Annotated in this window: 19 protein-coding genes and 1 other RNA gene; 13 read left to right on the forward strand and 7 right to left on the reverse strand. The window is 70.8% G+C overall.

All coding sequences use genetic code 11. The features are described 5' to 3' along the window. Nucleotides 1-3: 3 nt before the first annotated feature. Nucleotides 4-711, forward strand: a complete 708-nt coding sequence (locus ACLQ25_RS18770; protein ID WP_425732134.1) for a ComF family protein — start codon at nucleotides 4-6, stop codon at nucleotides 709-711. Nucleotides 712-956: 245 nt separating this feature from the next. Next, nucleotides 957-1,583: a ribosome hibernation-promoting factor, HPF/YfiA family gene (gene hpf / locus ACLQ25_RS18775; protein WP_357134743.1), complete on the forward strand. Its 627-nt coding sequence runs from the start codon at nucleotides 957-959 to the stop codon at nucleotides 1,581-1,583. Nucleotides 1,584-1,638: 55 nt separating this feature from the next. Here hpf and ACLQ25_RS18780 read toward each other — a convergent pair whose 3' ends face one another. Next, nucleotides 1,639-2,754: a GNAT family N-acetyltransferase gene (locus tag ACLQ25_RS18780; protein WP_425732135.1), complete on the reverse strand. Its 1,116-nt coding sequence runs from the start codon at nucleotides 2,752-2,754 to the stop codon at nucleotides 1,639-1,641. Next, entirely contained in the window at nucleotides 2,751-3,902 is a 1,152-nt protein-coding gene (locus tag ACLQ25_RS18785; protein WP_425732136.1) for a GNAT family N-acetyltransferase, read from the reverse strand. Before ACLQ25_RS18785 ends, ACLQ25_RS18780 begins: the two co-directional genes overlap by 4 nt. A 168-nt stretch (nucleotides 3,903-4,070) precedes the next feature. Here ACLQ25_RS18785 and secA point away from each other — a divergent pair, with 168 nt between their 5' ends. After that, nucleotides 4,071-6,998 carry a preprotein translocase subunit SecA gene (gene secA / locus ACLQ25_RS18790; RefSeq protein WP_425732137.1) on the forward strand — a complete coding sequence of 976 codons (2,928 nt, stop codon included), beginning with the start codon at nucleotides 4,071-4,073 and terminating at the stop codon, nucleotides 6,996-6,998. A 253-nt stretch (nucleotides 6,999-7,251) separates the two neighbouring features. Here the strand turns inward: secA and ACLQ25_RS18795 are convergent, their stop codons facing one another. After that, nucleotides 7,252-7,833 carry an Rv3235 family protein gene (locus ACLQ25_RS18795; protein WP_425732138.1) on the reverse strand — a complete coding sequence of 194 codons (582 nt, stop codon included), beginning with the start codon at nucleotides 7,831-7,833 and terminating at the stop codon, nucleotides 7,252-7,254. Between the two features lie 212 nt (nucleotides 7,834-8,045). Continuing rightward, entirely contained in the window at nucleotides 8,046-8,273 is a 228-nt protein-coding gene (locus tag ACLQ25_RS18800) for a helix-turn-helix transcriptional regulator (RefSeq protein ID WP_357134753.1), read from the reverse strand. 203 nt (nucleotides 8,274-8,476) lie between these two features. Between ACLQ25_RS18800 and ACLQ25_RS18805 the strand changes: the two genes are divergently transcribed. Continuing rightward, entirely contained in the window at nucleotides 8,477-8,986 is a 510-nt protein-coding gene (locus tag ACLQ25_RS18805) for a DUF6912 family protein (protein ID WP_425732139.1), read from the forward strand. A 16-nt stretch (nucleotides 8,987-9,002) separates the two neighbouring features. On the opposite strand, the gene ACLQ25_RS18810 is transcribed toward ACLQ25_RS18805, so the two are convergent. Continuing rightward, on the reverse strand, nucleotides 9,003-10,094 hold the full coding sequence (locus ACLQ25_RS18810) for a hypothetical protein (RefSeq protein WP_425732140.1): 1,092 nt from the start codon (nucleotides 10,092-10,094) through the stop codon (nucleotides 9,003-9,005). Nucleotides 10,095-10,744: 650 nt separating this feature from the next. Between ACLQ25_RS18810 and pruA the strand changes: the two genes are divergently transcribed. From pruA to ACLQ25_RS18855, 9 genes are all read left to right on the forward strand, one after another. Further along, entirely contained in the window at nucleotides 10,745-12,373 is a 1,629-nt protein-coding gene (gene pruA / locus ACLQ25_RS18815) for an L-glutamate gamma-semialdehyde dehydrogenase (RefSeq protein WP_355052003.1), read from the forward strand. 176 nt (nucleotides 12,374-12,549) lie between these two features. After that, complete coding sequence (locus ACLQ25_RS18820; protein WP_425732141.1) at nucleotides 12,550-13,065, forward strand: PadR family transcriptional regulator; 516 nt, start codon at nucleotides 12,550-12,552, stop codon at nucleotides 13,063-13,065. A gap of 226 nt (nucleotides 13,066-13,291) precedes the next feature. Beyond that, entirely contained in the window at nucleotides 13,292-14,413 is a 1,122-nt protein-coding gene (gene prfB / locus ACLQ25_RS18825) for a peptide chain release factor 2 (RefSeq protein ID WP_425732142.1), read from the forward strand. A 118-nt stretch (nucleotides 14,414-14,531) separates the two neighbouring features. Further along, the gene (gene ftsE / locus ACLQ25_RS18830; RefSeq protein WP_007455859.1) at nucleotides 14,532-15,212 is read left to right on the forward strand and encodes a cell division ATP-binding protein FtsE; all 681 of its coding nucleotides are present in this window, start codon (nucleotides 14,532-14,534) and stop codon (nucleotides 15,210-15,212) included. Between the two features lie 67 nt (nucleotides 15,213-15,279). Further along, entirely contained in the window at nucleotides 15,280-16,155 is an 876-nt protein-coding gene (gene ftsX, locus ACLQ25_RS18835; protein WP_425732143.1) for a permease-like cell division protein FtsX, read from the forward strand. A 140-nt stretch (nucleotides 16,156-16,295) separates the two neighbouring features. After that, nucleotides 16,296-16,775, forward strand: coding sequence for an SsrA-binding protein SmpB (smpB, locus tag ACLQ25_RS18840; protein ID WP_425732144.1), 480 nt, complete (start codon nucleotides 16,296-16,298; stop codon nucleotides 16,773-16,775). A gap of 104 nt (nucleotides 16,776-16,879) precedes the next feature. Further along, nucleotides 16,880-17,255: a transfer-messenger RNA gene (gene ssrA, locus ACLQ25_RS18845) on the forward strand. Between the two features lie 83 nt (nucleotides 17,256-17,338). Continuing rightward, the gene (locus ACLQ25_RS18850; RefSeq protein WP_425732145.1) at nucleotides 17,339-17,971 is read left to right on the forward strand and encodes a hypothetical protein; all 633 of its coding nucleotides are present in this window, start codon (nucleotides 17,339-17,341) and stop codon (nucleotides 17,969-17,971) included. Nucleotides 17,972-18,072: 101 nt separating this feature from the next. Continuing rightward, on the forward strand, nucleotides 18,073-19,026 hold the full coding sequence (locus ACLQ25_RS18855) for a hypothetical protein (RefSeq protein WP_425732146.1): 954 nt from the start codon (nucleotides 18,073-18,075) through the stop codon (nucleotides 19,024-19,026). Nucleotides 19,027-19,042: 16 nt separating this feature from the next. Here the strand turns inward: ACLQ25_RS18855 and mdlC are convergent, their stop codons facing one another. After that, a complete protein-coding gene (gene mdlC, locus ACLQ25_RS18860) occupies nucleotides 19,043-20,638 on the reverse strand; it encodes a benzoylformate decarboxylase (RefSeq protein WP_425732147.1) in 1,596 nt (531 codons plus the stop codon). 122 nt (nucleotides 20,639-20,760) lie between these two features. Then, on the reverse strand, nucleotides 20,761-21,561 hold the full coding sequence (locus tag ACLQ25_RS18865) for an S-methyl-5'-thioadenosine phosphorylase (protein WP_425732148.1): 801 nt from the start codon (nucleotides 21,559-21,561) through the stop codon (nucleotides 20,761-20,763). Between the last annotated feature and the right edge of the window lie 33 nt (nucleotides 21,562-21,594).

Genomic DNA, 21,594 nt, shown 5'->3' on the forward strand with positions numbered 1-21,594 from the left:
GTCGTGCGCGGGCTCTGGGCGGACCTCGCCGACCTGGTCCTCCCCGCGGACTGCGCCGGCTGCCGGGAGCGTCGCCAACGGATGCGACAGGGGGTCTGCCCCTCCTGCGTCGCGGCACTGAGCGCGCTGCGTCCCCGGGTCACCCGCCCCACGCCCGCCCCGGCCGGCCTGCCGCGCTGCGTCGCCCTCGGCCCGTACGACGGTCCGCTACGGGAGGCGCTGCTGGCGTACAAGGAACACGGCCGGCACGGTCTGGCCCGTCCGCTCGGCGCGCTGTTGGCCGAGGTGGTCGCGGCGGCGGTCGGCGAGGTGCGTCCGCTGGCGCTGGTGCCGGTGCCGGACACGGCGGCTGCGGCGCGTGCCCGCTACGGCGACCACCTGGACCGGCTGGCCCGGCACTGCGCGGCCCGGCTGGGCCGGTGCGGCTGGCCCGTACGGGTGTACCGGCCGCTGCGTGCCCTGCCCCGGCCCGACTCCGTGACTCTGGACAGCGCGGGCCGCGCGGCGGCCGCCGAGGCGGCGTTCCGTCCCCGTTCCGGCGCGTCGGGTGGGCCCGGCCCTTCGGACGGCGGGCCCGCCGTGGTGCTGCTCGACGACATCGTCACCACCGGTGTGACGCTGGCCGCGGCGGCCCGGGTGCTGACCGCGATCGGATGGCGACCGGGCGTCGCCGCGGTTCTCGCCGCAACCGAGAAAAGACGCCACTTGTAACCGACCGTGTTTCCGTTTCACCCGTTGGTGTATGAGGTGCGAAAAATACCGGGTGGTCTTGGCGACAAGGGGTGACTGCCGGGCGAACAGGAGTTAGCGTTTCGCTGTCGGGGGTAGGAGGTCGTTCCATCCCGCCCCTGGCGGTGAGAGGAGGCGTAGCCGCACTGACCGGTCGACGCCAGCGGGTCTTCCTACGGCGTGCGACCGGGAAACCGGATCGAAGACGTCCGAGCAAGGGAGGTCACGTGGACATCGTGGTCAAGGGCCGCAACGTCGAAGTGCCGGACCATTACCGGGTACACGTAGCCGAGAAACTCGCAAAGGTCGAACGTTACGACCATAAGATTATTCGCATCGATGTCGAGCTGTTTCACGAGCGCAATCCGCGCCAGGCCGACCACTGCCAGCGGGTGGAGATCACCTGCGTGTCGCGTGGTCCGGTGATCCGGGCCGAGGCCTGCACGAACGACTTCTACAGCGCGCTCGACGCCGCCATCGCGAAACTCGATACCCGGCTACGCCGCGCGGCGGACCGCCGGCGCGTACACCGTGGTCGGCACGCGCCGATCTCCGTGGCCGCCGCCACCGCCGACCTGCCGGTCACCGACCTGGTGGCCGCCCCGCTGTCCGCGTCGAACGCCCGCGCCGGCACCGCCGTCGCGGAGCGCGTCGAGGAGGAGTACGACCAGCCGTGGCACCTCGCCCGGGAGAAGGTGCACCCGGCCGAGCCGATGACCATCGACGACGCGTTGTTCCAGATGGAACTGGTCGGCCACGACTTCTACCTCTTCCAGGACAAGGAAACCGGCCGCCCCAGCGTCGTCTACCGACGTCACGCCTACGACTACGGCATCATCTCCCTCGACACCTGAGCGACCCGTCGGGCACGGGGCCGTGGCGGTCGTCCGTCACGGCCCCCGTGCCTCGTCAGCGAAGATCGGTCGGCAGCAGGGCGAAGGTCAGGTCGTCGAGGCGGGTGCCCGCCAGACCGGGCAGGCGCCCCCGTTGCAGGCCCTCGCGCTGGAAGCCGACCCGCTCCAGCACGCGGTGCGAGGCGCTGTTCTCCGGCACCGTGCCGGCCGTCAGCCGGGCGAGACCGGCCGGCCCGAATGCCCAGGCCGCGAGCAGCCGGACCGCCCGGGTGGCGTACCCGTGCCCCCGCCACCGGGGGAGCAGCGCGTAGCCGATCGACCCCTCCCCGCTGGTCACCTCGGTGTACGACAGTCCGCAGCTGCCCGCCGGCTCGCCGGTCGCCACGTCGACGATCAGGAGCCGGACGATGTCGCCGGTCAACCACGCGCTCTCGGCCAGCCGGCAGCGCCGCTCGATCGACTCCCGCGTCGGTGGCACCGGCGGCGCCTGGTTGGCGACCACCTCCGGCCGGCTGTGCAGCCCGTACATCATCTCCGCGTCCTCCGGCGCGAGCCGGCGCAGCGCCACCACCTGGTCGGTGAGCACCCCGTCGGGCAGATCGGGCAGCAGCCGGATGGTCGGGCCGGGCGGATCCTCGGCGAGGCGTACCCACGTCAGCAGGTCGTACCGTCTGCCGTTCCGGTCCTGACCGGCGGACCGCCGCCGGCCCTCGTAGCCGAAGCCGGCGGCCAGTGCGACGCGCTGGCTGGCCGCGTTCTCCGGCTCGGTGTGCAGCTCCAGCCGCCGCGTTCCGGCGTCGAAGGCGTGCTGGCTCAGCGCGCGGGTCGCGGCGGTGGCCAGTCCGCGTCCCCGCGCCGCCGGCCGCAGCCAGTAGCCGATGTCCGCCTGACTCCGGGCGGGCATCGGGTTGCTCAACCCGGTAGCGCCGAGCAGCCGGTCGGTGGCCGGGTCCGCGATGGCGTACGCGGCGCCGCCGCCGGCCCAGACCGCCGGCGCGCCGGCCTGCACCCACGAGCGGGCGTCGACCTCGGTGTACGGGGAGGGCATGGTGGACACGAACCGCTGGCTGAGCGGGTCCGCGCACCCGTCGACCAGGTCCGCGATGTCGTCGGCGCGGAACGGCCGCAGCCGTACCCCGTGCGCCTCGATGACCGGCGGCGTGCCCGTCACGTCAGGTCCTCGGCGAGCAGCGCGCCCACCCAGGCGTCGACCCGTTCACCCCGGTGCTGGACCCCGCCCCGGGCCGTCCCCTCGAAGGTGAAGCCCGCCTTTTCGGCGGCCCGGCGGGAGGAGGTGTTGCCCACGTTCGCCTTCCATTCGATGCGCGCCACGCCGAGGGCCGTGAAGCCCCAGGCGCTGAGCGCGAGGAGCCCGGCCGGCATGTACCCCCGCCCGCGTGCCGCCGGGGCGACCATGAAGCCCACGTCCCCGAGTAGCGGGTCGGCGGGGGAGAGCCGCAGGTCCAGAGTGCCGACGTAGGTGTCGTCCGGGTCGGCGATCACGAAGCAGGCGGAGTCTTCCCGTGCCCAGGCATCCTGGGCGTAACCCCGGTAGCCCCGCGCGTCGGAGAGGTCGTACGGGTCCGGGACGGTGGTCCAGCGGATCGTCTCCGGGTCCCGGCAGGTCTGCACCACGGCGTCGAGGTCGCGCTCTTCCATCGGTCGTAGTCGCAGCTCAGCGCCGGCCGAGGTGGCGAACAGCGTCGGCTGCGGGCGGCCGAAGACAGCGGCCCGGCGAGCCGCCAGGGTGCCTCGGGCGGCCGGCCCGGTCGACCCGGGTTCGGGTACCTCGCCGGGCAGCAGCGAGCCGATCCAGCCGTCCACGCCGCCGTCCGGCGGGGGGTTCGCCCGGCGTACCCGGCCGTCGATCCGGAACCCGGCCCGCAGCGCGACCAGCCGGGAGGCGTGGTTGCCCACCTCCGCCTGCCACAGCAGCCGGCGCAGCCCCAGCTTCTCGAAGGACCAGCGGGACACCGCCCGGGTGGCCCGGACAGCCACGCTCCGGCCGCGCGCCCACGGGGCGGTCCAGTAACCGATCTCGCCGGTGCCGGCGTTGTCGATGGAGATCAGCCCGCACGAGCCGAGCAGGTCGCCGTTGGCCGCGTCGCAGACGGCGAACGGCGCCCTGATGCCCTCCGCCCATGCTTCCGGGCTCAGCCGCGTGACGAAATGGTGGGCGTGTTCGCGAAGGTACGGGCGCGGTACGGTGGTCCAACGCTGAATGTCCCGGTCCTGGCAGGCGCGGTACACGCCGTCGGCGTCCGCCTCCCGCCAGGGCCGCAGCAGGACGCCGTCCTCGATGATCTCCACAGGCTCCACCCGTGCATCGTGCCGGAACGTTCGCCCTGGGCGTAACCGGATAACGTCCCGGGCGCGGCCCGTGCGCGTGTTATGTCGGGTTCGGCGGAGCGGACCACCGCCACCAGTGACCATCGCGCCGATGTTGCGCCTACGATGGTTCGAGACTGTCTAGGGGAGCGTTGATCCGTGTCGATTCTGGAAAAGGTCCTTAACGCGGGCGAGGGCCGCATGGTGCGCCGGCTCAAGGCCATCGCCGCCGCCGTCAGCTCGATCGAGGACGACTACGTCAACCTCACCGACGAGGAGCTGCGCGGCATGACCGAGCAGTTCCGTGAGCGGCTCGCCGATGGTGAGACCCTCGACGACCTGCTGCCGGAGGCGTTCGCGGTGGCCCGCGAGGCGGCCGCCCGGGTGCTCGGCCAGCGGCCGTACGACGTCCAGGTGATGGGCGGCGCGGCGCTGCACTTCGGCAACATCGCCGAGATGAAGACCGGTGAGGGTAAGACGCTGACCTCGGTCATGGCCGTCTACCTCAACGCGCTCTCCGGCGACGGCGTGCACGTGGTCACCGTCAACGACTACCTCGCCCAGCGCGACGCGGCCTGGATGGGCCGCGTGCACGAGTTCCTCGGGCTGACCGTCGGCGTGGTGCTGCCCAACCGGCCGGCCGTCGAGCACAAGGCCGCCTACGAGTGCGACATCACCTACGGCACCAACAACGAGTTCGGCTTCGACTACCTGCGCGACAACATGGCCTGGTCGAAGGACGAGCTGGTCCAGCGGGGCCACAACTTCGCGGTCGTCGACGAGGTCGACTCGATCCTGATCGACGAGGCGCGTACCCCGCTGATCATCTCCGGCCCGGCCGAGCACTCGGCCCGCTGGTACGGCGAGTTCGCGGGCGTGGTGGCCCGGCTCCAGCCCGGCACCGACGGTGAGGGCGACTACGAGGTCGACCACTCCAAGCGGACCATCGCGGTCACCGAGCGCGGTGTCGCCAAGGTCGAGGACCGGCTCGGCATCGACAACCTGTACGAGTCGGTGAACACCCCGCTGGTCGGCTACCTGAACAACGCCATCAAGGCCAAGGAGCTCTACAAGCGCGACAAGGACTACATCGTCAGCGACGGCGAGGTCCTGATCGTCGACGAGTTCACCGGTCGCATCCTGCACGGCCGTCGCTACAACGAGGGCATGCACCAGGCGATCGAGGCCAAGGAGGGGGTGGAGATCAAGCAGGAGAACCAGACCCTGGCCACGATCACCCTCCAGAACTACTTCCGCCTCTACAACAAGCTGTCCGGGATGACCGGTACGGCGCAGACCGAGGCGAGCGAGTTCAACAAGGTCTACAAGGTCGGCGTCGTGAGCATCCCGACGCACCGCCCGATGGTCCGCGAGGACCGGCCGGACGTGATCTACAAGACCGAGAAGGCCAAGTTCAACGCCGTCATCGAGGACATCGCGGAGCGGCACCAGATGGGCCAGCCGGTGCTGGTCGGCACCGTCTCGGTGGAGAATTCCGAGATCCTCTCCCAGCTGCTGCGCCGCCGGGGCATCCCGCACAACGTGCTGAACGCCAAGTTCCACGCCCGGGAGGCCGAGATCGTCGCCCAGGCCGGGCGCAAGGGCGCGGTCACCGTCGCCACCAACATGGCCGGCCGTGGCACCGACATCCTGCTCGGCGGCAACCCCGAGTTCCTGGCGGCCAACGAGCTGCGCCAGCGCGGCCTCGACCCGCTGGAGAACGAGGAGGACTACGCCAAGGCGATGGAGGAGGTCCTGCCCACCTGGAAGCAGGCCTGCGACGCCGAGGCGGACGAGGTCGCCGCCGCCGGTGGCCTGTACGTGCTGGGCACCGAGCGGCACGAGTCCCGGCGGATCGACAACCAGCTGCGCGGTCGTGCCGGCCGGCAGGGCGACCCGGGTGAGTCCCGGTTCTACCTGTCCCTGCAGGACGAGCTGATGCGCCGCTTCCGGGCCGGCGCGGTCGAGGCCGTGATGGAGCGCTTCAACATCCCGGAGGACGTGCCCATCGAGTCGAAGATGGTCACCCGCCAGATCAAGAGCGCCCAGGCCCAGATCGAGGGCCAGAACGCCGAGATCCGCAAGAACGTTCTGAAGTACGACGAGGTGCTCAACAAGCAGCGCCAGGTCGTCTACGCCGAGCGGCTGCGGGTGCTCAACGGCGAGGACCTGTCCGAGCAGGTCCGCAACATGATCGACGACACCGTCGAGGCGTACGTGCGGGGTGCCACCTCGGACGGCTACGGCGAGGACTGGGACCTTGAGCAGCTCTGGTCCAGCCTCAAGCAGCTCTACCCGGTCGGCGTGACGATCGAGGAGCTGGAGGAGGAGGCCGGCGGCTCGCGGGCCGGCATGGACGCCGACTTCCTCGTCGCCCGCCTCAAGGATGACGCCAACGCCGCGTACGACCGCCGCGAGGAGCAGCTCGGCACCGAAGGGGTGCGCCAGCTCGAGCGGATGGTGCTGCTCCAGGTGATCGACCGCAAGTGGCGCGAGCACCTCTACGAGATGGACTACCTCCAGGAGGGCATCAACCTCCGGGCGTACGCCCAGCGCGACCCGGTGGTGGAGTACCAGCGCGAGGGCTTCGACATGTTCGCCACCATGATGGAAGGCATCAAGGAGGAGACCGTCGGTTTCCTTTACAACGTGGACGTCCAGGTCACCGAGCCGGAGCCCGAAGCCGACTCGGAAGAGGTCACGCTGCTCGACAAGCCGGTGGAGATCCGGGCCAAGGGTCTGAACCGTACGCCGCAGCGGCAGGGTCTGCAGTACTCCGCTCCGACCATCGACGGCGAGGCCAGCCCCGGTGCTGTCGCCTTCGAACAGGAGCAGCAGCAGGCACCGGCGCTCGGCGTGGGCCGCCCGCCCCAGGGCGCTCCGGCGGCACCCGGGCAGAGCGCACCGTCCGCCCCGCAGCGGCCGGCCTCGGGGCTGCGCGGCCCGACGCTCCCGTCGGCGGGGTCCCGGCGTCCGGCCTCCAACCAGGCCGACGCCGGCAACGGCCCGTCGCGCAACGCGCCGTGCCCGTGCGGTTCGGGTCGTAAGTACAAGCGCTGCCACGGTGCGCCCAACGGCGGCAACTGACCGACACCGCGTCCCGATGGGCCCCGACCGACAAGGCCGGGGCCCATCGGCGTCTCCCGCCCCGGGTCGGCCTGGCGTGTCCGGCCCGGGTCGGCCTGGCGTGTCCGGCCCGGGTCGGCCTGGCGTCTCCGGCCTCGGTCAGCGTCCGGCCGGGGGGTGAGATCGACTCCGCTTCCGGGAAGTCGGTGTGTCAGCGGCTGGTTGATGCCGCGCCTTCCTGCATGTCGAGCTGATCACTGCGCGGGCGAGCGGGTCAGAGGACGTGCAGGGCTGTGCACAGCCAGCGGCCCCGCCGGTGCTCCAGGCGTACCGCCATGGCCCAGCTGCGGCCACCAGGGCCGCTCACCACGGCGGCGGCCTCCACGGCTGCCTCGTGAGGTTCGCAGACCCGCAGCCGGGTGAGCCGCAGTGCCGGCCGGGTCGCCCGACGCCGCGCCGGACCGGCCCGCCCGGTGGCCCGAGCGAGTTCGGTGAGCAGGTCGGTCGCCCGGCCCGGGTCGAGCAGAGGGCGTACCTGAGCCGGCGAGCGGTAGCCGTTGACCACCTCAAGGCAGGTGCCGACGAAGCGGTGCGCGGCCCGGGTGGCCTCGGGCGCTGTCGTCGGGGGCAGGGGAGCGCCCGGGTGGTTGGCCGGATGCGCGGGCGTACGGCGTGGGGCCGTTCGGCGCACCGCGGGCCGGACCGGATCCGGTCGTGTCGAGGCGAAGAGGTCGAGGGCGAGCTGACCGTGGGTCGGCCCCGGCCAGTACGTCTCGTCCTGGTACGGCGGGTCGATGGGCGGGACGGGACGCAGGCGCACGGGTGGTCGGGAGACTCCGGGTCGACGCTCGCTCATCGCTGCCTCCCATGATCTTGCGTTTGCTTTCGTTTGCCTCCGACTCACTAGATTCTCGACCACAGAGTGGTCCCGGTCAATGACCCTCGCGGCGCATGGGCCGCGCACCCGCATGATCGACTCGGGATCGCGGATGTGGCGGTGTCCCGGCCGTTCGGACGGCACGACATCGGTGATCTGGAGTGGATCACCGAGCGGAGAGCCGGGCGTGGCTACTCGGGGTCGCGGTCGACGAGGGGGTTCTCGCGTACCCAGTCGGCGGTCTCGGCGTACTTCTGCGCGATGTACTCCTCTAGTCGCGCCCGCTCGACCCGCCACTGACCGCGCCCGCCGACCTTGATCGCCGGCAGCTCCCCGCTGCGGACCATGTGGTAGACCTGCGAGTCCGACACGTTCAGCTCGGCGGCCACGTCGGAGAGCAGCAGGAACCTCGGCTCCACAGGAACTCCCGGGGTTGACGTCGTTTGCCTCAGTTTGCCACCGACAGTGCTCACCGCCCAACGCTGCGGCGGCCATCGGTGGCGGACACACCGGCGGGAAACTTCCACCGGCCGGAGGCGAGGTGTATGACGGTCACGGCGTGCGGCATGATCTGCGCCCGTGCCGGCTACCGCCGGCACGGAATCGAGCGGGGAGACGACCGGTGACCGACGAGCTTGTCCGGGTGTACGTGCCGGCGACCGTACCCATGCTGGCCCGCCTGCGCGAGCAGGCGCTGACCGCCGACACCGCGCACGCGGTGACGCCCGCGCTGCGCGAGTGGTACGCCGAGGGCGACGAGGAGGAGTTGGAGTACGTCGCGTTCACCCGGGCCGCCCAGGACGCGCTGCACCTGCTCCGGGAGGATCCGGCCGCACCACGCCGCCGCGTGGTCGTCTCGGTCGACCTGTCGCCCGCCGCGCTCGGTCGTGGCGACGGCGAGCTGGGCTCGAGCCTGGTGACGTTGACCGACACCGTGCCGGTGGGGGCTGTCGCGGCGATCCATGTGGACGGCACGGATGCCGTCGAAGAGGTCGCCGCAGCGGCCGACGTGGTGGCCGAGGCCGCCGCCGGTGACCCGGACGCGCAGTTCACCGTCGACGGCGCCGAGGATCACGAACTTGAGTGGTACGACGTGACGGAGTTGGACATCCTGCTGCGCGCCGCCGGCTGAGCAGCCGGCACGCGTCTCAGCGGGCCGGGTCGGCGTCCGCCTCCCGGACCGCCGTGTCCGGCTCGTCCTCCTCGACGTCGTCGGCGGCGTTCGCGGTTGTCGTCGGCTCGGTGCCGGGTCGGCCGGTCGGGGTCGGCTCGTCGTCGATCTGTGCTGGGCCGAGCGTTCGGCCGAACGCGACGAGCGCGGTCAGCGCCCCCACGAACAGCACCCAGATGCCGTTGTCCACCCGCGAGGTGCCCAGCGACGTCTGCGCCACCGCGTCCGCCTCGCTGAGCGCGCTGGCCAGGTCGAGCAGTGAGCGACCGCCGATCCGGATGATCACTTCGGCGAGCAGCAGGAGCAGGCCCGGTCCGGCGCCTGCGAGCAGGTACGCCGGCCAGCGCAGCGCGCGCGTCTGCGGATCACGCCGCAGGGCTCGACGCCGCGCCCAGGTGAGGTAACCGAAGGCGAGTAGTCCGGCGACCAGGCCGCCGAGGAGCGACTCGGTGCGGGACACCCACTTGGCCGCGTCGACGAGCGACTGCTGGGTGTCGCCCGCGCCGAAGAGGTCGAACAGCGGGTCCCGGGCACGGCTGAATGCCACTACGAAGACCAGCGTGCCCAGCGCGGCGGTCACCACCGCACCGACCGCCGGGGCGGTCCGGGCGCCCGCGATCGCCCCGCCGATGATCGCGGCGGCCGCGGTGGTGCCGGCGATCACGTTGGTGGTCGAGGTGTCGAAGTAGGTGAGGTTGATCGCCACCGCGGCGAGCAGCCCGACCACCATCCCGGCCCCGATCGCGCCGACGAAACGCAGAGTGGCCCCGTCGCCGTACCGGCGGGACAGGAGGTTGCCGAAGGCCAGCGCGGTGGCCGCGCCGGCCACCAGCGCGGCGGAGATCACGCCGGGCAGGGCGAACGCGGACAGGCTGATCGCGGTGATGCCGGCCGCCGCCGAGGTGATGGCCTCCCGGGTCGACCAGAGCATGGCGGCCAACCAGCCGAGCGCCAGCAGCGCGAGGACCGCCGCTCCGGGCGCCGGGACGGGCCCGGCCGTCGGGGTGGTCGCGTCGACCTCCGGCTGGTCCGACTCCGCGGCTGAGTCGCGGCCGGGCTGCTTGGTCATCGTCTCCCCTTCGAGGCGCCAGGTCACCGACCATTCAGGGTACGCGGACCGCCGCGCCCCCCACCGAACGAGCCACACCCCCCGGGTACGTCGACCCGCCCCAGCCGAGCCCTCAGTACAAGTCGAGCCCTCAGTACAAGTCGAGCCCTCAGTACAAGTCGAGCCCTCAGTACAAGTCGAGCCCTCAGGACAAGTCGAGCGCCGTCGAACTGCCCCAGGGGCGGGACACGCTCGCAGCTCCGCAGGACGGGCGGCGCGTCGATTTCGCAGGACGGGCGGCACGTCGAGGCGTACCCCAGAAGGAGCCGCAATGGGCGCGCGGACGGCGACCAACGTCGGGGCTGGGGCGAGCGTCCCCGGCGGAGGGATCAAGCCTGACCGCCCGGAGCCGGGGACGCTCGCCCCAGCCCACCACCGCGACCGGTAACGGCCCGCCCCAGCCCCACCACGGCGAGCGGTAAGGAGAGAAAGGGCAGGGCGGTCCTTCGCGATCGAGTGACGGCGGCGGCAGGGCCAGCACCTACGCGTGAAACAATCGCGGGAGGTCCCGCCGCTGCTCGGCTACCCCGCGCGGCGTCCGGTGTCCGACTATCCGGTCGGTGCCCGCGGGTCCGGTTTCGCCACCGCTGTCGAGATCGCCAGGAGCCTTGATGGATGCCGTGTTCTCCGTTCCCGAGCCGCGCAACGAGCCGGTCCGCAACTACGAGCCGGGCAGCGCAGACCGGGAGCGGTTGCAGCGGCGGCTGACCGAGCTGGCCGCCGAGCGCATCGACCTGCCGATGACCATCGGCGGGGAGCAGCGGATGGCGGCGGGCGACCCGATCAACGTGGTGCAGCCGCACAAGCACGCGCACGTGCTGGGCGTGACCGCGCACGCCTCGCACGACGACGCCCGGGCCGCGATCAAGGCGGCCAAGGACGCCGCGCCGATGTGGCGGGCGTTGCCGTTCGAGGAGCGCGCCGCGATCTTCCTGCGCGCCGCCGAACTGCTCGCCGGCCCCTGGCGGGACACCCTCAACGCCGCCACCATGCTCGGCCAGTCGAAGACCGCGATCCAGGCGGAGATCGACTCGGCCTGCGAGTTCATCGACTTCCTGCGCTTCAACGTGCACTTCGCGCGGCGTCTGCTCGAGGAGCAGCCGGCGTCGTCGCCCGGCGTGTGGAACCGCTTCGACCACCGGCCCCTGGAGGGCTTCGTCTACGCGGTCACCCCGTTCAACTTCACCGCCATCGCCGGCAACCTGCCTTCCGCGCCGGCGCTGCTGGGTAACACCGTGATCTGGAAGCCGGGCCCGACCCAGCAGTTCGCCGCGCACTTCACCATGCGGCTCTTCGAGGCCGCCGGCCTGCCACCCGGCGTTATCAACATGGTGACCGGCCGGGGCGAGGAGGTGTCCGATGTCGTGCTCGCCGACCCGGACCTGGCCGGTATCCACTTCACCGGTTCGACGAAGGTGTTCCAGCACCTGTGGAAGACCGTCGGCGACAACATCGCGCGCTACCGGGGCTACCCGCGGTTGGTCGGCGAGACCGGCGGCAAGGACTTCGTGGTCGCGCACACCAGCGCCGACGTGGACGCCCTGCACACCGCGCTGATCCGCGGCGCGTACGAGTACCAGGGCCAGAAGTGCTCGGCCGCCTCGCGGGCGTACGTGCCGCGCTCGATCTGGGAAGGTGGCCTGCGCGACCGTCTGGCCGCGACCGCCGACTCGCTGACCTACGGCGACGTGGCCGACTTCGGCAACTTCGGCGGCGCGGTGATCGACGACAAGGCGTTCGCCCGGCACACCGCGGCGCTGGAGCTGATCAACGGCGACGACAGCTGCCGGGTGCTGGCCGGTGGCACGGCGGACGACTCGGTCGGCTACTTCGTCCGGCCGACGCTCTTCGAGTGCTCCGACGCCGCGCACGAGACGTTCACCACCGAGTACTTCGGGCCGATCCTCGGCGTCCACGTGTTCGACGACGCCCGCTTCGACGAGGTTGTCGCGCAGGCCGAGTCGATCGCCCCGTACGCGCTGACCGGGTCGGTGTTCGCCACCGACCGCCGGGTCGTCGACGCGGTCGGCGAGCGCATGCGGTACGCGGCCGGCAACTTCTACATCAACGACAAGCCGACCGGCGCGGTCGTCGGGCAGCAGCCCTTCGGTGGGGCCCGTGCCAGCGGCACCAACGACAAGGCGGGCTCCTGGCTCAACCTGGTCCGCTGGGTGTCGCCGCGCACGATCAAGGAGACTTTCGTTCCGCCGACCGACCACACGTACCCCCACATGGGCTGACCTGCGGCGATCCGCCGGCGGCGTGCGTAGCGCCGCCGGCGGTCGGCCGAGGGCGGCAATCCATCGATAGTCCTCAACGGACAGTCTGTCGCCGACAGTGCACTTAGGAAGTCCTTCTTGGGTGGCAAACCGCCAAATCCTGGACGCCGGCAGCGCAAAGTGGCAGCGTAACGGGCATGGCGGAATCCGGAGTCAACCCCACGGCGGCGGCCCTTCTCGGGCTGCTCCACGAGGGTCCCATGACAGGCGGCCAGTTGATGGCCGCCGCAGAGCGCCGGCTGGCGCCCTACTGGTCGATGACCCGTAGTCAGGTCTACCGCGAGTTGCCGGTCCTGGCCGAGCGGGGCTACGTACGGCTCGGCAAGCCGGGCCCCCGAATGAGTCAGCCGTACGCGCTCACCGCCAGCGGGAAACGGACGTTCACCCGCTGGCTGGCGGAGAACCCGGGGCGGGACACGATCCGCAACCCGATAGCGCTCCGGATGGCCTTCGGCAACCTCCACTCGTCCAGCCAGCTCAAGAGCCTGTACGCCTCGGCCAACGAGTACCACACCGAGGCCCTCGCCCAGGTGCGGGAGCAGGTCAAGAACGCCAAACGGGACGGCGAGACGTACGACGCCAGCGCGCTGGAGTTCGCCGTTGCCTACCATCGGGCGGCCCTGTCCTGGCTGAAGTCCGCCCCCGCCGGGTGATCGCCGGCGGGTTCGCGGACACGGAACGGGCTGCGACTTCCACGACGCGGAGTTTATTTGGCGCGGACCTGCGGGGCTCGCAAGCTCACTCCTCGTCCGCGCGAAGCTTATTTGGCGCGGACCTGCGGGGCTCGCAAGCTCACTCCTCGTCCGCGCGGAGCTTATTTGGCGCGGACCTGCGGGGCTCGCAAGCTCACTCCTCGTCCGCGCAGTACGCTTGTCTGTCGTGACCGCTGCCGATTACGCCGAACAGCTCAAGGAACTCGACGCGACCCTGCGCAACATCGAGGCCGTCCTCAATCTGGACCGGCTGCACGAGGACAAGGCCCGCTTGGAGCAGGAGGCGTCCGCCCCCGACCTGTGGGACGACCAGGCCAAGGCTCAGCAGGTGACCTCGCAGCTGTCGTACGTCAATGGCGAGATCAGCAAGCTGGGCAGCCTGCGCTCGCAGCTCGACGACGCCCGGGTGCTGCTGGAGCTTGCCGAGGCCGAGTCCGACCCGGGTGTGCTGACCGAGGTCGAGGTGGAGATCACCGGGCTGACCAAGGCCATCCAGGAGATGGAGGTCCGCACCCTGCTCTCCGGCGAGTACGACTCCCGGGAGGCGCTGGTCGCCATCCGCGCCGGCGCGGGCGGTGTGGACGCGGCGGACTTCGCCGAGATGCTGCTGCGGATGTACCTGCGCTGGGCCGAGCGGCACGGCTACCCGACGGAGGTCTACGAGACCTCGTACGCCGAGGAGGCGGGCCTGAAGTCGGCCACCTTCGCCGTCAAGGTGCCCTACGCCTACGGCACGCTCAGCGTCGAGTCGGGCACCCACCGGCTGGTCCGGATCAGCCCGTTCGACAACCAGGGCCGCCGGCAGACCAGCTTCGCGGGCGTCGAGGTGCTGCCGGTCACCGAGCAGACCGACCACATCGACATCCCGGAGAACGAGGTCCGGACCGACGTCTACCGCTCGTCGGGCCCGGGTGGGCAGAGCGTCAACACCACCGACTCGGCGGTCCGACTCACCCACATCCCCACCGGCATCGTGGTGACCTGCCAGAACGAAAAGTCCCAGCTGCAGAACAAGGCTTCCGCACTGCGAGTCCTCCAGGCTCGGCTGCTGGAGCGCAAGCGTCAGGAGGAGCAGGCCAAGCTGGAGGGCCTCAAGGAGAACGCCGCCGGCTCGTGGGGCGACCAGATGCGCTCGTACGTCCTGCACCCGTATCAGATGGTGAAGGATCTCCGAACCGAGCAGGAGACCGGCAATCCGAGCGCCGTCTTCGACGGCGAACTGGACGGTTTCATCGAGGCGGGTATCCGTTGGCGTAAGCAGCGGCAGCTCGCCAGCGACAGTGCGTAACGATGCGTGGGCGGAGCGCGTCATCGATCTCCAGGTGAGAGCCTGATTCGACGACGCGCGCCCCATCTGCGGGGCGTGGGGCTTGGCTCAGTTGTTACACCGCGTAGACTCACCACCCGTGATTCAGCTTGAGCAAGTGACGAAGACGTACCCGAAGGCGTCCCGGCCTTCGCTCGACAACGTGTCCGTCTCGATCGAGAAGGGCGAGTTCGTCTTCTTCATCGGTCCATCCGGCTCCGGCAAGTCCACGATCATCAAGATGCTGCTGCACGAGGTGACCCCCAACAAGGGACGCGTCATCGTCAACAGCAAGGACGTCACGTCGATGCGCTCCTGGAAGCGACCCCACTTCCGGCGTTCGATCGGCTGTGTCTTCCAGGACTTCCGGCTGTTGCCGAACCGCACCGCCTACGAGAACGTGGCGTTCGCTCTCGAGGTGATCGGCAAGACCAAGGCGGTTGCCCGCCGGGTCGTGCCGGAGGTGCTGGAGCTGGTGGGGCTCGGTGGCAAGGAGCATCGCTATCCGCACGAGCTCTCCGGTGGTGAGCAGCAGCGGGTCGCCGTCGCCCGGGCGTTCGTGAACCGTCCGCTGATCCTGCTGGCGGACGAGCCGACCGGAAACCTGGACCCGGACACCTCGATCGAGATCATGCGTCTGCTGGACCGGATCAACCGCACCGGCACGACCGTCGTGATGGTCACGCACGACTCCAACATCGTGAACCAGATGCGCCGCCGCGTCATCGAGATCGAGAGCGGCCGCATCGTGCGTGACCAGGCCCGCGGCGTCTACGGGTGAGCCGGCGCTCACCCCTTACGCAGCCTGACGACGAACACCTCATGCCGGAGACCCGGAGGAAATCCCGATGCGCGTGAAATACGTCCTGTCCGAGGTACTGGTCGGACTGTGGCGCAACGTGACCATGACTGTCGCGATGATCATCACGATGGCGGTCTCGCTGACCATGCTCGGTGCCAGCGGTCTGATGTACCGCCAGGTTGACGACATGAAGGACCTCTACTACAAGAACATCGAGGTCTCGATCTTCCTGACCCAGGAGGTGAGCGAGCAGCAGCGCACCGACCTGAACGACAAGCTGAAGAACGACCCCCTGGTCAAGGACGTCATCTACGTCAACAAGGACGAGGCGTACAAGAAGTTCCAGGAGATGTACCAGGACGCGCCGGACCTGGTGAACGCGGTCAAGCCGGATCAGCTTCCGGAGTCGTTCCGGCTCAAGCTGAAGAACCCGGAGCAGTACAAGAACATCTACGACCAGTACAAGGAGACCGAGGGTGTCGACGAGATCGTCGACCAGAGCCGGCTCCTGGACAAGATCTTCGACGTCCTCACCGCGATCCAGAACATCGCTCTGGCCGCCGCGATCGTGATGGCCATCGCCGCGCTGCTCCTGGTGGCCAACACCATCCAGGTCGCCGCGTACAGCAAGCGGCGCGAGGTGGCGGTCATGAAGCTGGTTGGCGCGTCCAACTGGTTCATCCAGGCGCCGTTCGTGCTGGAGGCCGTGGTGGCCGGTCTGATCGGCGCACTGCTCGGCCTGGTGGCCCTGGTGGCAGCGAAATATCTGCTCTTCGACGGGTCACTCAAGGCGTTGCAGGGTCTGCTGTCGCCGATCAGCTGGGGCGACATCCTGGTCATCTTCCCGCTGATGGCCTTCGTCGGTGGTCTGGTCAGCGCCGCCACCGCCTGGATCACCCTGCGCTTCTACCTGCGGGTCTAGTCGGGTTCGTCCTCTGACAAGGACCCTCCCGTGGCCGGAAATAAACGGCAGGGGAGGGTCCTTGTTACTCCGGTAGCATGATCGGTTGTCCGGCCGGGGTGACTCCGCAGCCGGACGAACCAGGGAAGGGGGTGGCGCCGATGCCACGGGAAAAGGGGCGCAAGGTGGTCGCCTCCAACAAGAAGGCGCGCCACGACTACTCGATCCTCGACACGTACGAGGCGGGCATGGCGCTGACCGGCACCGAGGTCAAGTCGCTGCGGGCCGGGCGGGCATCGCTTGTCGACGCGTTCGCCCAGGAGCGCGACGGCGAGCTGTACTTGCATGCGATGCACATCCCGGAGTACACCCAGGGCACCTGGACCAACCACGAGCCCCGGCGTACCCGCAAGCTGCTGCTCAACCGTGGTGAGATCGACAAGCTGGTCGGCAAGACCCGCGAGGGCGGTCTGACCATCGTCCCGTTGCAGGTCTACTTTTCCGACGGCTGGGCCAAGGTGGAGATCGCCCTGGCCAAGGGCAAGAAGTCGTACGACAAGCGCCAGGACCTCGCCAAGCGCGACGCGGACCGGGAGATCGCCCGGGTGTCCGGTCGGCGCGGCAAGGGGATGACCGACTGATTCATCCCGTTTGTCCGGGTCGGTGTGCCGGACCGGGCCTCGGGATGAAAGCCGTTGCGGCAGGCGTTAGTCTTGTCAGTGCCACCACATCGGTGGCCTGTCGAGGGGGTGACTGGTTTCGACTTCGTACGCAGCGACAGGGGAAGCGAGCCGAGGAAGCCGACGTCGTCTCGAGAATCGGTCGTCGGAAACTTATAAGCGCCAAGAACAATCGCGCTGACTTCGCTCTCGCCGCCTGAGGCGAGTAGCTAAGTCTGTCGGCCTGGGAACGCCTTCGTCCCAGTAGCCGGCATCAGCTAGAAGGCTGGCCAATCGGACCCGGTCGCGGGGTCCGTGCGGCGAGATCAATCAGCGACTGGGCCCGTCACACCAACTTGCTCGCGTGAGCGGTGGGGCCGAGTAGAGGCACAGCGAGCTGCGCTCGGAGAAGCCCTGACAAACCGGCGAAGGACCCGGGTTCGATTCCCGGCACCTCCACCACCTCGAAACGATGCGCCCCGGCCCACCGGCCGGGGCGCATCGTCGTATGTGACGAGTGGGGCGTTGCCGCCTACGCTGCGGCTGTGGCGAACCAGGGACTGCGTCTGTCGGTCGGCGCGTCAGCCGGTCAACGCACGCTCGCGGTGGTGACGGGGGTGCTCGTCGCGGCGGTCGGTGCGGCATTCGTGCTGGGGCCCGTGATCGCCGGCGGGCTGCTGCGTCGCCTCACCGGCCCCGGGGATGGGTTCGCCACCTATGAGGAGGCCCGTGATCTGCCGCCCGGCATGCTGCCGCCCGCGCTGCGGAAGTCCGGAGGCGGGTCGGGGCGGGGACTGTTCCTCGGGCTGTGTGGGCTCCCGTTCGTCCTGCTCGGTGTCTACCTGGTGCTGCGGGTGCTGCGGACGGCCGCGTGGTTGGACGGGAGCCGGGTGCACGTGCGAGGTGCGCTGCGCAGCCGAACCGTCGATCTCGCCAACGTACGCGTCGACCCCGGGTCGTACCGCGACCCGGACGGCCGTGGTGGTCCTTCTGCCATCGTCGTCACCGATCGGGTCGGCGGGCAGCGGGCTACGATCCCGCTTCGGGGCATGGGTCTGCCGGTTCTGCCGCCGTCCGAGCTGCGCGCGCTGGCTGACGCGTTCGTCGCGGGTGGGCCCGAGGCTGCACCCGACGCTCGCGCCGTCGCCGCCCACCTGCGCCGACTGGCGGACGCCTGAGCTGGTAGCGGCGCGGTGCGGGAGGCGTACCAGATGGATCTGGGTGGCGGGACCTGAGCCGACACCGGAACCGACGCCGCGGCGGCACCGTCGAACCCGGCATGCGTCGACCGGTCCTGCTGCTCGTCCTGCCCCTGCTGTCCATGGTGTCCTGCGCCGCGCCCGGCGCCGACCCCGCCCCCGGTCGCGGTCCCACCACGTCGGCCAATCGTGCGTTCGACGACCGGGCCGCCGCCGTCGCCGCGGCCTGGCGGCCCGGTCCCGGCTGGCGTGACGGGTACGTCCCGCTCCAGGCGCCGACCGTGCTCACCGGCGATCCGCGTTTCACCCCGGACACCGAGACGGCCTTCCGGTCCGGCTGGTACCGCGCGCAGGTCGCCATTCCGTCGACCGGTGTCAGCGGCGAGATCCGTTTCCCGGACGGTCGGTTGACCCTGCCGCTCATCAGCGCCGCCGAGGCGTACCGGCAGCTCGCCCAGGGCGACCCGCTGCCGTGCCCGGGTCGGCCGAAGCGGCCCGGACTGCCGACCCCCGGCGGTCCCACGGTCGAGCCTGGGCCGGACGGTTGGGCCACCAGCACGACGCAGACGGCCTGCCTCCCGCTGACCGTCACCGGGGTGACCCTCGGCACCGTGCCCGTCCGTACGAGTCGGGGCGAGGCGCAGGTACCGGCGTGGCTGTTCACGGTGGAGGAGTTGGCCACCCCGGTGGCCCAGCTCGCCGTCGCGCCGACGGCGGTCACCCCGGTTCCCTCGGTGTCCCCACCGACGCAGCCGCCACCGGACGGCGTGGTCGCCGCACAGGACCTCGTGGCGGTGGACGGCGCACGACTGACCGTCCACCTGGGCGTCGGCTCCTGTGACACGGGCATCACCCCGCTGGTGTCGGAACGGCCGGACGTGGTGGTGGTCGGCGGCACGGTCACCCGGTCGACCGGCGTCTGCAACGCCATGCTCAAGCTTCAACCGGTCACCGTCACCCTGGACGCGCCGCTGGGGGCACGGCCCGTGCTGGACGTCGTCAACGGCACCCTGCTGACGATCGCCCCACGGTGACGGCCCCGTACGCCGGTCAGAGGATCGTGGGCACGTCGGTGCTGATCGGCACCGGCAGCACGGTGGGACCTCCGGCGCGCAGCCCGGCCGCGAGGGCCGCGCCGAACTCGTCGGGGGTGCGCACCACCTCGGTGGCGCAGCCGTAGCCGGCCGCGATCGCCGTGACGTCCAAGCCCGGCAGGTCCAGCCCGGGTACCCCCGGAGTGTCCTTCAGCTCGGCGAACGCCTTGAGGATCGCGTACTGCTGATTGATCGGGACGACGACCACGACGGGCAGGGACAGGCGTGCGGCGGTCCAGAGCGCCTGTACGGAGTAGTGGAACGAGCCGTCGCCGATCACCGCGACCACCGGCCGGCCGCGCCCGGTATCCCGCTCGGCCAGGGCCACGCCGATCGCGGCCGGCAGGCCGTAGCCGAGGCCGCCGCTGGCCATCGTGAAGTACGACGCCGGTCGGGTGATGCGCAGATTGCGGCGCAGCGCGGCCAGGTTGGACGGTGACTCCTGGACCAGCACGCCGTCGGCCGGCCAGTGCGCCGCCAGCGCGGCGAACATCGCGTCGGCGCTCAGCGGCACGGTGACCTCCGGTGGCGGCGGGACGGCCCGGGGCGCCGGCGGCTGTCGGCTGGCGGCCGGAAGCAGGTCGAGCAGGGCGGTGAGGGCCAGTCCGGGGTCGCCGAGCAGGCTGTCCCCGACCGGGGCTCGGGCGGCCTCGTCCGGGTCGTCCGTGACGTGCAGCAGCCGGGCGCCCTCCGGCAGGTGGTTGCCCGGCACGTGCGGGTAGTAGCGGAACACCGGGGCGCCGACGACCAGGACGGTGTCGTGCCCGTGCAGCGCCTCGGCGAGCGGCCCGATGGCGAACGGCAGGACCCCCCGGAACTGTGGGTGGTCCTCCGGGAAGACGGCCCGCTCCGGTGCCGGTGCCGACCAGACCGGTGCGGCAAGTCGTTCGGCCAGCGCGACGGCCGCCGGCCAACTGCCGGAGCGGTCCACGCCGGGGCCGAACACCAGGACCGGGTCGCGGCTGTCGGCCAGCACCCGGGCGAACATCTCCAACCGCTGCGGGTCCGGCCCGAAGCGGGTCGCCACCGAGCGCGGCGCGGGGGGCGTCTCGGCGGGTTTGGCCCAGTCGTCCATCGGCAGGGAGAGGAAGACCGGTCCGACCGGGGGCTGTACGGCGGTCGCGTACGCTCGCAGCAGCGTCGCCGGGATGTCCTGCGCGCGGACCGGCTCGTAGCTCCACTTGACGTACGGCTCGGGCAGCTCGACGGCCCGTCGGTTGGTCAGCCGGGGCTCCAGCAGCAGCATCTCCCGGGTCTGCTGACCGGCGGTGACGATCAGTGGCGTCTTGTTGTGCCAGGCGGTCACCAGGTTGCCCATCCCGTTGCCCATGCCCGGCGCGGTGTGCAGGTTGACGTGCGCAGGCCTGCCGGCGGCCTGGGCGTACCCGTCGGCCATCGCCACGGCCGTGGCCTCGTGCAGGGCGTGGACGTAGTGGAAGTCGGCCGGGAAGTCCCGCAGGAACGGCTCCTCGGTGGAGCCAGGGTTGCCGAAGACGGTGGTCATGCCCAGGGTGCGGAGCACGTCGTACGTCGCGTCCCGGACCGTTGCCATCGTCGCCTGCCTCCGCTCGCGCGCAGGGGCGACCGTGGCCGCCCTCCCGATCAGCCGAATCTATCGGGATGTGACAGACCTTTCGGGCTTTTCCGGCGTCCGGGGAGGTCGTCCGGGAGCGCTCAGGGGAGCGCGAAGGGCAGTTTGATGCCGTCCAACGCCCGACCACACGCGCAGTCCTGCTCGGCGGGGAGCGCGGCCAACGCGTCCAGCAGCACGTCCCGCAGTCGGTCGGTGTTGGCCGCGAACACCCGGAACACCTCGTCCTGGGTCACCGTCTCGCCCGCCTGCACCCCGGCGTCCAGGTCGGTGATCAGCGCGATGGAGGAGTAACAGAGCGCCATCTCCCGGGCGAGCACCGCCTCCGGGTGGCCAGTCATGTTCACGACAGTGCCGCCGATCGACGCGTACCAGCGGGATTCGGCACGGGTGGAGAACCGAGGGCCCTCGACCACCACCACGGTCCCGCCGTCCACCGCCGTGACGTCCCGCCCGGCCGCCGCGGTGAGCAGGGCGTGGCGGCCCTTCGGGCAGTACGGGTCGGCGAACGGCACGTGCACCGCGCCCTCGTCGTAGTAGGTCTGCACCCGTCCGCTGGTGCGGTCGACGAGCTGGTCCGGCACCACGAACGTGCCCGGGCCCAGCTCCGGGCGTAGCCCGCCGACCGCGCACGGCGCCAACACCTGGCGTACGCCGAGCGAGCGCAGCGCCCACAGGTTGGCCCGGTACGGGATCCGGTGTGGCGGATACCGGTGGTCGGAACCGTGCCGGGGCAGGAACGCGACCCGTCGCCCGGCCACCTCCGCGATGGTCACCGCGTCCGACGGTGGGCCGTAAGGGGTGCCCAGCTCATGGGGGGTGCCGTCAAGGAGCGCATACAGCCCCGAGCCGCCGATCACCGCGAGGTCCGCTGTCGGTGCCATGGAACCTCCGTCGCAACTGTCCGATCACCCGCC

This window comes from Micromonospora sp. DT44, assembly GCF_049841635.1.
Lineage (GTDB): Bacteria > Actinomycetota > Actinomycetes > Mycobacteriales > Micromonosporaceae > Micromonospora.